3 protein-coding genes and 4 pseudogenes are annotated in these 11,520 nt (G+C 69.0%); 3 read left to right on the top strand and 4 right to left on the bottom strand.

Going from position 1 to position 11,520, the window contains the following annotated elements; translation table 11 throughout:
• Nucleotides 1-153: 153 nt before the first annotated feature.
• From A6302_RS09570 to A6302_RS09585, 4 genes and pseudogenes are all read right to left on the bottom strand, one after another.
• Nucleotides 154-2,539: pseudogene (locus tag A6302_RS09570) on the bottom strand (aldehyde dehydrogenase family protein).
• Between the two features lie 5 nt (nucleotides 2,540-2,544).
• Nucleotides 2,545-3,472 (bottom strand): annotated as a pseudogene (deoC, locus tag A6302_RS09575) (deoxyribose-phosphate aldolase).
• Nucleotides 3,473-3,643: 171 nt separating this feature from the next.
• Nucleotides 3,644-4,933, bottom strand: a complete 1,290-nt coding sequence (rhaI, locus tag A6302_RS09580) for an L-rhamnose catabolism isomerase (protein WP_069306853.1) — start codon at nucleotides 4,931-4,933, stop codon at nucleotides 3,644-3,646.
• Nucleotides 4,934-5,165: 232 nt separating this feature from the next.
• Nucleotides 5,166-7,267 (bottom strand): annotated as a pseudogene (locus A6302_RS09585) (bifunctional rhamnulose-1-phosphate aldolase/short-chain dehydrogenase).
• Nucleotides 7,268-7,500: 233 nt separating this feature from the next.
• Between A6302_RS09585 and A6302_RS09590 the strand changes: the two are divergent.
• From A6302_RS09590 to A6302_RS09600, 3 genes and pseudogenes are all read left to right on the top strand, one after another.
• Nucleotides 7,501-8,304 (top strand): DeoR/GlpR family DNA-binding transcription regulator, encoded by an 804-nt coding sequence (locus tag A6302_RS09590; protein ID WP_069306854.1) that lies wholly within the window; start codon nucleotides 7,501-7,503, stop codon nucleotides 8,302-8,304.
• 182 nt (nucleotides 8,305-8,486) lie between these two features.
• Entirely contained in the window at nucleotides 8,487-9,482 is a 996-nt protein-coding gene (rhaS, locus tag A6302_RS09595; protein WP_069306855.1) for a rhamnose ABC transporter substrate-binding protein, read from the top strand.
• A 336-nt stretch (nucleotides 9,483-9,818) separates the two neighbouring features.
• Nucleotides 9,819-11,317: pseudogene (locus A6302_RS09600) on the top strand (sugar ABC transporter ATP-binding protein).
• The last annotated feature ends 203 nt before the right edge of the window (nucleotides 11,318-11,520 follow it).

The following is an 11,520-nucleotide window of genomic DNA, read 5'->3' on the forward strand; positions in this document are numbered from 1 at the left end:
GGCGAGGGAAAGCCCCTGTGCAGCAGGCCACCCTCGTGTCCCCGTCGGCCATCCCGGGGCGTTCTCCCCTCATCGCGACCACCTGAAAAGTGTTCGTGCACGTCAACCGGACAACAGCGAGCTTGAGGCGGGCTTGCTGCCCCGCTCGAACCCTCACACCCCGTAGGGAATCCACACGCTCTTCACCTCCACCGCATGGCGCAGCAGGATCTCGCCCTCGCTTGCGGCCGGGTCGAACCAGTCGGTGAGGCGGCCGTCGTCGGTGAGGGTGCGCTTGAGATTGCCGGCCGAGAGCCGTTCGGCCGCCTCCGACAGCTCCGCCGCGCCGAAGGCCCACACCGCGTCGACATCGTCATGGGCGGCGAGCGTCACCAGAAGGTCGCGGGCGGGGCCGGTGACGAGGTTGACGACGCCGTCCGGCACGTCGGAACTCTCCAGCACCTGGCAGAAGTCGGTGGCGGCGAGCGGATGGCGCTCGGAGGGCACGATCACCACCCGGTTGCCCATGGCGACCAGCGGCGCCATCAGGCTGACGAGGGAAAGCAGCGGCGCCTCGTCCGGGCAGACGACGCCGACCACGCCCACCGGCTCATGCAGCCCGAGCGCCAGCCCGCGCAGCGGCGCGCCATGGACGCGGCCGTCGTATTTGTCGGCAAGGGCGCCGTATGTGAAGAGCCGCGAGATCGCCGTCTCCACCTCCGCGCCGGCCGCCTCCGGCGACGCCCCCGTCATCGCCGCGATCCGGTCGGCAAACTCGAGGCGCGGGCCGACAGGTTTTCGGCCAGATAGTAGAGGATCTGCGCGCGGCCATGGGCGCTGGCCGTCGCCCAGCCGGCGGCCTTGCGCGCCGCCTCCACCGCGTTGCGGATGTCCTTGCGGTTGCCGACACCGACCTCGCCGAGAAGCCGGCCCTTCGGAGAGACGACAGGGCGGCTGCCGCCGCCGTCCGGCCGCGCCTGCTTGCCGGCGATGAACAGCTTGGCCGTGCGGTCGAGCGGGGGCACCACCACGGGGCCGGTCGCGGCGGCGGTCTCCACCGGCGGCAGGGTGGCAAGGCGCAGCTTGCGTGTCGCCCAGGCCTTCGGCCGCAGATACTCCAGCGCGCCGGCCCGGCCGCCCTCGCGGCCGAAGCCGGATTCCTTCCGCCCGCCGAAGGGCACGGCGGCGTCGAGCAGGTTGGCGGCGTTGACCCAGACGACGCCGGCCTCGATCTTCGCCGCGACATCGAGCGCAAGGCCGATCGTCTCGCTCCAGACGCTGGCGGCCAGCCCGTAGCGGCAGTTGTTGGCCAGCATCACCGCCTCGTCCGGGGTGCGGAAGGTCATCGCCACCAGCACCGGGCCGAAGATCTCCTCGCGCGCCACGGTCGCGGACGGATGCACGCCGGTGAGCAGGGTCGGCGGCAAGAAACAGCCCTCCGCGGGCAGGTCGATCGCCGGCTGGAACAGCTCGGCGCCCTCGGCAAGGCCGGCGGCGATGAAACCCTCGACCCGCGCCTTCTGCTCGGGCGAGACGAGCGCCCCCATGTCGATGCCCTTGTCCAGCGGCGGGCCGACCCGCAGCGTCTCCATCCGGCGCCGGAGCTTGCCGAGGAAAGCTTCGGCGATGCCTTCCTGGACAAGAAGCCGCGCGCCGGCGCAGCAGACCTCGCCCTGATTGAACCAGATCGCATCGACGATCCCTTCCACCGCGCCGTCGAGATCGGCGTCGTCGAAGACGAGGACGGGCGACTTGCCGCCGAGCTCCAGCGTCAGCGCCTTGCCGGACCCGGCGGTGGCGACGCGGATCCTGCGGCCGACCTCGGTGGAACCGGTGAAGGCGATCTTGTCGACATCCGGGTGGGCGGCGAGATGCGCGCCGGTCTCGCCGCGCCGGTGACGATGTTGAGAACGCCGGCCGGCAGTCCCGCGGCGGCGGCAAGGTCGGCAAACAGCAGGGCGGTCAGCGAGGTCTGCTCGGCCGGCTTCAGCACCACGGTGTTGCCGAGCGCAAGCGCCGGAGCGAGTTTCCAGGCGAGCATCAGGAAGGGAAAGTTCCACGGGATGATCTGGCCGACGACACCGACCGGCAGATGGTCGGCGAACTCCCGGTCCTGCAGCTGCGCCCAGCCGGCGTGATGATAGAAATGCCGGGCGGCAAGCGGCACGTCGATGTCGCGGGTCTCGCGCAGCGGCTTGCCGTTGTCGATCGCCTCCAGCACGGCGATCAGCCTTGCGTGGCGCTGCACGCTGCGGGCGAGCGCGTAGAGATGGCGGGCGCGGGCATGGCCGGAGAGCTTCGCCCAGGGCCCCTGCGCCTTGCGCGCCGCCATCACCGCCGCGTCCACATCGGCCGCCCCGCCCAGCGCCAGCGTTGCCAGCGGCTTGCCGGTCGCCGGCTCATGGGTCTGAAAGCGCGCGCCATCCACGGACGGACGAAAGGCGCCGGCGATGAAATGGCCGAAGCCGTCCGGGTGCCGGGCGAGGAAGGCGCGGGCCTCCGCGTCGGATTCCGGGGCGGGTGCGTAGGACATGGCGTCGAAATGGCTGGCAACGCTCATCGGCTTCACCCCGCGGCGTGACGGTGGAAGGCCGAATAGCGGCCGGTGACGTGGTGTTCGAGCTGGCGCTCGATGTCGGCGAGCAGGCTGGAGGCGCCGACGCGGAAGAGATCCGGCTCCAGCCAGCGCCGGCCAAGCTCCTCGCGCATCAGGACCTGCTGTTCCAGCACGGCCTTCGCCGTGGAGATGCCGCCGGCCGGCTTGTAGCCGACCAGGATGCCGGTGCGGTCGTGATAGGCGCGGATTGCGCGGATCATGGCAAGCGTGACGAGCGGCGTCGCGTTCACCGTCTCCTTGCCGGTCGAGGTCTTGATGAAGTCGGCGCCGGCCATCATGCAGACGAGCGAGGCGCGCTGGACGTTGACGAGGGTCTTGATGTCGCCGGTGGCAAGGATCGCCTTCACATGGGCGGTGCCGCAGGCCTCGCGAAAGTCGCGCATTTCGGCAAAGAGCGCCGGCCAGTTGCCGGTCAGCACATGTTCGCGGGTGATCACGATGTCGATCTCGGCGGCGCCGTCGGCCACCGACGCCGCGATCTCGCGCAGCTTGACGTCATGGGGCACCAGCCCGGCGGGAAAGCCGGTGGAGACGGCGGCCACCGGCACACCGCTTCCCGCAAGCGCCTCCACGGCGGTGGCGACGAAGCGGTGGTAGACGCAGATCGCGCCGGTGGTGATCCGCCGGTCGGCCATGCCGAGGGCTTCGAGAATGTCGGGACGCAGCGGCGCGCGCCTTGGCGCAGAGCCGGCGCACCCGCCCGGCGGTGTCGTCGCCGGCAAGGGTGGTGAGATCGATCGAGGTGACGGCCTTCAGCAGCCAGGCGGCCTGCGCCTCCTTCTTCACGCTGCGCCGGCCGGGCAGGCTGGCGACCCGGCGCTCGCCGGCCGACTGGTTGAAGCGCACCGCCTCGACCCAAGCGGTGTCGAGTTCCATGCCGGGATTGCGCGGCAGGCTGTTGTGGCCGTGGCCATGGCCCTCGCTGTTTCCGGCCGTCCCGCTGTCGGCGGCGTTCTCCGGCCGGTGCATGCCCTGTCTCCCGTCTTGTGCGGCGTTGCCCCATCATCGGCCGCGACGGGGGCAGAGGCAAGGCGGGAGGGCAGACGATCAGACGATGCCGCCGCCGCCGGCCGACGCCGCCGGCCGCTCGGCCGCGACCTTGGCCCGGTAGCCCGAGGCGCGGTAGGCGGCCAGCGGGTCGATCGCGGCGCCCTTCTCCAGCCGGGCCATGGCGAGGATCGGCTCCACGTCGGTGCGGAAGGCGGTCTTCAGCGTCGTCGTCGCCATCAGCGCGTCGTTGGCCTCCTGGAAGCCGGCAAGAGCGGCCCGGTCGACCAGAAGCGCGCAGGCACAGGCGCGCTGCACCTCCATGGCGCTCGCCATCAGGCTCTCGATCGGGTCGGTGACATTGTGCGACTGGTCGAGCATGTGCGCGGGGGCAAAGCCGTCCGTGCCGGCCAGTTCGGCGTCGATCAGTTCGTTGAAGACGAGGAACAGCCGGTAGGGATCGACCGAGCCGGCGTCGAGGTCGTCGTCGCCATAGCGCGAATCGTTGAAGTGGAAGCCGCCGAGCTTGCCGAAGCGGATCAGCCGCGCGACGATCATCTCGATGTTGACGTTGGGCGCGTGGTGGCCGAGATCGACGAGGCAGAAGGCCTTCGGCCCGAGTTCGCTCGCGATCAGGTAGTTGGTGCCCCAGTCCTGCACCACGGTGGAGTAGAAGGCCGGCTCGTACATCTTGTGTTCGGTGAAGAGCCGCCAGCCCTCCGGCAGCCCGGCATAGACCTCGCGCATCGCGTCGAGATAGCGGTCGAGCGCTTTCGAGAAATGGCTCTGGCCGGGAAAGTTGGAGCCGTCGCCGATCCACACGGTGAGCGCGGTCGAGCCGATCGCCCGGCCGATCTCGATGCAGTCGAGATTGTGCTCGACCGCCTGCGCCCGCACGGCCTTGTCGGTGTGGCTGAGCGAGCCGAACTTGTAGCTGAGCGGCTGGCCGGGGGCATCGGAGAAGGTGTTGGAATTCATCGCGTCGAAGGCGAGACCGAGGCTGCCGGCCTTGGCCTTGAGATCGGCCGGATCGGCCCTGTCCCACGGAATGTGCAGCGACACGGTCGGGGTGGCGGCGGTGAGCCGGTGGATCATGGCGCAGTCGTCCAGCTTGTCGAAGATGCCGCGCGGCTCGCCGGGGCCGGGAAAGCGGGCAAACCGCGTGCCGCCGGTGCCCACCCCCCAGGACGGCACCGCCACGCCGAAGGCAGCGATCTTCGCCTTTACCGCGTCGATGTCGATGCCGCGCCGGGAAAGACGCTCGCCGAGGGTCGCGTAGTCGCGCTTGAGGTCGGCTTCGTGCGGGGCATTGGCGGCGGCGATGGCGTCGGGGGTGATGGGCGCGGGCATGGGGTGTCTCCCGGGGGGTGATTTCTGTCTCGGCACCGAGGATTGTCGCCGGCGCTGCTCCCCCTCTCCCTGTCCCTCCCCTCGAGGGGGAGGGACGATGAAGGCACGGCCGTTTTCACAGCGGCATTTTCGCCGAGACGAGAGGTCAGGAGTCGAACGTCATTTCGTCTTGCGTCCCCTCCCCCTGGAGGGGGAGGGACAGGGAGAGGGGGGAGCCACAAGGACAGAGCCCCTACCGCGTGAACGACTGCGCATTCCCCGCGTCGACATTGACGATGTTGCCCGTCGACTTCGCCGACATGTCGGAGACGAGGAAGAAGGCCGCCTCGGCGATGTCTTCGGGATAGACCGACAGCTTCAGCATCGACCGCTTGCGGTAATGCTCCTCCAGGTCGTCCGGCGCCATGTTGTAGGCGGCGGCGCGCTGCTCGCGCCATTCGCCGGTCCAGATCTTGGAGCCGCGCAGCACCGCGTCCGGGTTGACCGTGTTGACGCGGATGCCGAATTCGGCGCCTTCCAGCGCGAGGCAGCGGGCCAGGTGGATCTCGGCGGCCTTGGCGGTGCAGTAGGCCGAGGCGCCCGGCGAGGCGGCCAGCCCGTTCTTGGAGGCGACGAAGACGATGGCGCCGCCGCGCTTCTGCGCCTTCATCAGCCGGAAGGTCTCGCGGGCGACGAGGAAATAGCCGGTGGCGAGGATGTCGATGTTGCGGTTCCACATCGACAGTTCGGTCTCGTCGATCGGCGCCGATGACGAGATGCCGGCGTTGGAGATCAGGATGTCGATGCCGCCGAACTCGCGCGCGGCGTCGGAGAAGGCGGCGATCACCTGATCTTCCGACGTGACGTCGAGCGGCAGGCTGCGGATGACGTCCGCGCCGTGGCGGCCGGCGAGATCGTCGGTGGCCGCCTCCAGCGCGCCCGCGTCGATGTCGGCGATCACCACGCAGGCTCCGTCCCTCAGGAACCGTTCGGCAATCGCGCGGCCGATGCCGCCGGCCCCGCCGGTGACCAGCGCCACCCGGCCGGCGAGCGGCCGGGGCTTCGGCATCCGCTGCAGCTTGGCCTCTTCCAGAAGCCAGTATTCGATGTCGAAGGCCTCCTGTTCGGGCAGGCCGACATAGGTGGAGACCGTCGACGCGCCGCGCATCACGTTGATCGCGTTGACGTAGAACTCGCCGGAAATCCGGGCGGTCGCCTTGTCCTTCGCAAAGGTGATCATGCCGACGCCGGGCACGAGATAGACCACGGCGTTGGGGTCGCGCATCGCCGGGCTGTCGCCATGGCGGCAGCGGGCGTAATATGCGGCATAGTCGGCGCGGTAGGCGTCGAGGGCCGCCGGCAGGCCCGCGATCGTCGCCTCCAGATCCGGTGCGGCGGGATCGAAATCCACCACCAGCGGCCGGATCTTGGTGCGCAGGAAATGGTCGGGGCAGGAGGTGCCGAGCGCCGCAAGCGGTTCGAGATTCTGCGACCCGACGAAGTCGAGCACCGCGTCCTGGTCGTCGAAATGGCCGACCTTGCGCTCCTCGGCCGAGACGAGGCCGCGGATCGCCGGCATCAGCCGGGCCGCGATCACCCGGCGCTCGGCCGGCGGCAGGGTCGGTGTCTTCACGCCGCCGAACACCGGCCTGTCCTTCGTCTCCGCCTCGAACCAGCCGATCGCCCGGTTGATGATCTCCAGCGTCGTCTCGTAGGAGTCCTTCGCCGTGTCGCCCCAGGTGAACAGGCCGTGGCTTTCGAGAATGCAGCCGCGGGCGTCCGGGTTGTCGAGGCAGAACTGTTCCAGCCACAGGCCAAGCTCGAAGCCCGGCCGCTTCCAGGGCAGCCAGCCGATCTCGCCGCCGAAGATCTGCTCGGTCAACGCTTTCGAGTTGGCCGAGGCGGCAATCGCGATGATCGCGTCCGGGTGCATGTGGTCGACATGGGGCTTCGGCACGAAGGCGTGCAGCGGCGTGTCGATCGAGGCGGCGCGCGGGTTGAGGTTGAAGGTGCAGTGCGGCAGGTAGCCGACCATCTCGTCCTCGAAGGCGACGCCGCGGTAGATCGTCTTCAGCCGGCGCAGCTTGTCCATGTAGAGGGTGGAGAAGCCGTCGAGCTTCATGGTGCCGACGTCGCCGCCGGAGCCCTTGACCCACAGCACCTCGGTGGCCTCGCCGGTGAGCGGATCGGTCTCGGTCACCTTGCGGAGGTGTTGCCGCCGCCGAAATTGGTGATGCGCTTGTCGGAGCCGAGCAGGTTGGAGCGATAGAGCAGCCGCCCGGACTCGGACATGCCGGCCGCCACCTCGTCGTTCCAAAGGTTCTGAAGCCGCGACGCGGCGCTCGTGTCGAGCATGGCCTTGCCCCTCCCTCGTGATCTCGGTCGGACCCGCCGCAGAGCCGCAGTCCCCGCGCGGGTGCCGGCGTGCACCGCCCCCGATTTGACCGGAAGGTTCCATGAGGCACCGGGGAGTGTCAATCAATTTCGATCATGAACGATCAGACTGCGCTGCAATATGTACAAATTTGACCGAAACTGATTGACAGTGATCGGTAACGGTGAAAGCCTGACGACAAGGGAGCACCGCGATGCATGAGAAGGAACGCCATCGGCTGATCCTCTCGGCCGTGCAGGAAAAGCCGGTCGTGACGGTTCAGGAACTGGTCGAGCTGACGGAATCGTCCGAGGCGACGATCCGGCGCGATATTGCCGCGCTGCATGTCCAGAAGCGGCTGCGCCGGGTGCGCGGCGGCGCCGAAGGCCTTGCCCCGCCGCAGTTTCCCGGCCTCGCCGGCCGGCCCTTCTCGGTCAACGAGACGATGAACGCCGGGGCCAAGCGCGCCGTCGCCCGCAAGGCGGTGGAACTGTGCACCGACGGCGACCCGATCATCATCAACGGCGGCACCACGACCTTCCAGATGGTGCATTTCCTCGCCAACCGCCGGCTGCAGGTGTTCACCAACTCGTTCCCGATCGCCGAGCACCTGCTCAAGCATTCCAAGAACACGGTGATGCTGTCGGGCGGCACGATCTACCGCGAGCAGAACATCATCCTGTCGCCCTTCGACAATGACGTGACGCGCAACTTCTACGCGCGCAAGATGTTCATGGGCGCGCAGGGCCTCGGGCCCCTCGGGCTGATGGAAACCGACCCGCTGCTGATCCAGGCCGAGCAGAAGCTGATCGACCAGGCGGACGAGCTGATCGTGCTGGTGGACTCCTCCAAATTCCGCCGCCGGTCGAGCCTCATCCTCTGCGGCCTGTCGCGGATCGCCACGGTGATCACCGACGACGGTCTGGAAGACCGCGACGCGGCGATGCTGGAGGCGGCGGGCGTCGGCCTCGTTGTCGCCGAACGCGGACAGGACCGGGCGGAGGCGCGCGAGGCCTGAGCCACCGCGCGGCACGCGTGCGAAACCCTTTTCGTCACGGGCGAGACAACGCCCGGACGGGGCGGCCGGAACACCCGGATCGCCGTACCGAGACGACCCGATCCGGCCGGACGGACGGGCGCAGCGATCAAGACGGCGGATCAACCGCCGGTCCGGACACGTCACCCAGGGAGGGAAAACCGATGCGCATCGTGACAACGCTTCTTGCCACCGCGGCCTTGACCGCAACCATGCTGACCGGCGCGGCGCAGGCCGCCGACATGAAGATCGCCCTCGTCGTCAAGGCGCTGGGCATCGGCTTCTTCGAGGCCGCCAACAAGGGCGCCCAGGAGGCCGCCAAGGAGATTGGCGGCGTCGAGGTGATCTACACCGGGCCGACCGACACCACCGCCGAGGGCCAGATCGAGGTGATCAACGCCCTGATCGCCCAACGGGTCGACGCCATCGCCGTCTCGGCCAACGACACCGACGCGCTGGTTCCGGCGCTGAAAAAGGCCATGGACCGGGGCATCACCGTGATTTCGTGGGATTCGGGCGTCGCGCCGGAAGGCCGGCTGATGCACCTCAACCCCTCGTCGAGTTCGCTGATCGGCAACATGTGCGTGAAGATGGCGGCTGACAGTCTGCCGGACGGCAAGGGCGATGTCGCCATCCTGTCGGCCACCGCCACCTCGACCAACCAGAATGTCTGGATCGAGGAGATGAAGAAGGTCCTGCCGAACTATCCGGGCGTCAACGTCGTCGCCACGGTCTACGGCGACGATCTGGCCGACAAGTCCTACCGGGAGACCCAGGGCCTGATCAAATCCTACCCGGACCTGAAAGCGATCATCGCCCCGACCTCGGTCGGCATCGTCGCCGCGGCGCAGGCCGTGTCCGACGCCGGGCTCGCCGGCAAGATCAACGTCACCGGCCTCGGCCTGCCGTCCGAAATGGCCGGCCACGTCAAGTCCGGCGCCTCGCAGGCGTTTGCGATCTGGAACCCGATCGACCTCGGCTATGCGGCGACCATGCTGGCCTACAACCTCGCGTCCGGCAAGGCCAAGGCCGAGGCCGGCGGCGAGATCCCGATGGGCCGGATGGGCGCGGTCAAGCTCGACGACAAGCTCGAGGGCGCGATGGCCGATCCCTTCGTCTACGACGCCTCGAACGTGGACGAGTTCGCGAAGATCTTCTGAGACATCGGGCTCGGACGGACGAACTGCCCACCCTCGCCCTGTGCCGGTCGGCGTCGCAAATGCCGGCCACTGATGCAGGGCGAGAACGCTGCGGCGATTTCCATCCCTCCCCCTCGTGGGGAGGATGGCGAGCGCAGCGAGCCGGGAGGGGGCCGGCGGTGCCTCGATCGCATGCGCCGCCGTAGACCCTCCCGACCCGGCTTGCAGCCGGGCCACCCTCCCCACGAGGGGGAGGGATGGTGCCGCCCTCAATCGGACATCGCCATGCTGCAACGCCCCCTCGCATCGGCAGAGCCATCGGCAGAGCCATCGGCACCGGCCCCGGCGGGCGACCGCATGCCCGTGCTGTCGCTGTCCGGCATCGATCGCAGCTTTCCCGGCGTCAAGGCGCTGGACGGCGTCGCGCTCGAGCTCTTTGCCGGCGAAGTGACGGCCCTCGTCGGCGAGAACGGCGCCGGCAAGTCGACGCTGGTCAAGATTCTCACCGGCATCCATCAGCCGGACGCGGGCGAGATCCGGCTGGGCGGCGAGGTCGTGACCCTGCCGACGGCCCACGCCGCCGCCCGGCTCGGCATCACCGCGATCCATCAGGAAACCGTGCTGTTCGACGAACTCACGGTCGCCGAGAACATCTTCCTCGGCCACGCGCCGCGCGGCCGTTTCGGCCTCGTCGACTGGCGGGCGATGCGCCGGCAGGCGGCCGCGATCCTCGAGCGGATCGGCGCGGCGATCGACCCGGATGTCCGGCTCAAGGATCTGGCCATCGCCTCGCGCCATCTGGTCGCCATCGCCCGGGCGCTGTCGGTGGACGCGCGCGTGGTGATCATGGACGAGCCCTCCGCCGCGCTCTCCCACAAGGAGATCGAGGAGCTCTACGGCCTTGTCGAGAAGCTGAAGGCCGAGGGCAAGGCGATCCTGTTCATCAGCCACAAGTTCGACGAGATCTTCCGCATCGCCGACCGCTACACTGTGTTCCGCGACGGCCAGAAGGTGGGGGCGGGGCGGATCGCCGACGTGGTCCAGGACGATCTGGTGAAGATGATGGTCGGCCGCTCGGTCGACCGGATCTATCCCAAGGTCGCGGCGCGGATCGGCGAGCCGGTGCTGACCGTCGCCGCTACCGCCACCCGACCGAGTTCGCCGACATCGGCTTCACGCTGCGCCGCGGCGAGATCCTCGGCTTCTACGGCCTCGTCGGCGCGGGGCGCTCGGAATTCATGCAGGCCCTCGTCGGGCTCACGAAGCCGTCCGCCGGCGCGCTCAGGATCGACGGCGAGATCGCGGTGATCCGCACGCCGGCCGAGGCGATCGCCCGCGGCATCGTCTACGTGCCGGAGGACCGCGGCAGCCAGGGCGCGGTCAAGGGCCTGCCGATCTACCAGAATGTCAGCCTGCCCTCGCTGGCCCGGACCTCGCGCCGCGGCTTCCTCAGGCTGGCCGAGGAATTCCGTCTCGCCCGCGACTACACCTCCCGGCTCGACCTGCGCGCCGCATCGCTCGACCAGGACATCGCCAGTCTGTCGGGCGGCAACCAGCAGAAGGTGGTGATCGCGAAATGGCTGGCGACCCGGCCGAAGGTGATCATCGTCGACGAGCCGACCAAGGGCATCGACATCGGCTCCAAGGCCGCCGTCCACGCCTTCGTCTCGGAACTGGCGGCGGACGGCCTGTCGATCCTCATGGTCTCCTCGGAAATTCCCGAGATCATGGGCATGGCCGACCGGGCGATCGTGATGCGCGAGGGGCGGATCGTCGCCGAATTCTCGCGCGGCGAGATGACGGCGGAGAAGCTGGTGCGCGCGGCGGCCGGCATCGGCGGGGAGGGGCGGGCATGAGGGATGGTTTTTCCTGGAGTACGGGTCGGCGCCGAGCGGCCCCCTCATCCGGCGCTGCGCGCCACCTTCTCCCCGGGGGGGAGAAGGGTAATCCGGAGCACGCGCTTTGCTCGATGAACGTTCGATCCGTGTACGGAACAAGCCACTTGTTACCCTTCTCCCCATCGGGGAGAAGGTGGCCCGAAGGGCCGGATGAGGGGCGC

Origin of the sequence: Methylobrevis pamukkalensis (genome assembly GCF_001720135.1) — a bacterium.
GTDB classification, from domain to species: Bacteria; Pseudomonadota; Alphaproteobacteria; order Rhizobiales; family Pleomorphomonadaceae; genus Methylobrevis; species Methylobrevis pamukkalensis.

Bases quoted from the DNA above. Each gene is read 5' to 3' on its own strand.
- rhaI (WP_069306853.1), bottom strand. From the start codon at position 4,933: ATGCCCGCGCCCATCACCCCCGACGCCATCGCCGCCGCCAATGCCCCG.
- A6302_RS09590 (WP_069306854.1), top strand. From the start codon at position 7,501: ATGCATGAGAAGGAACGCCATCGGCTGATCCTCTCGGCCGTGCAGGAA.
- rhaS (WP_069306855.1), top strand. From the start codon at position 8,487: ATGCGCATCGTGACAACGCTTCTTGCCACCGCGGCCTTGACCGCAACC.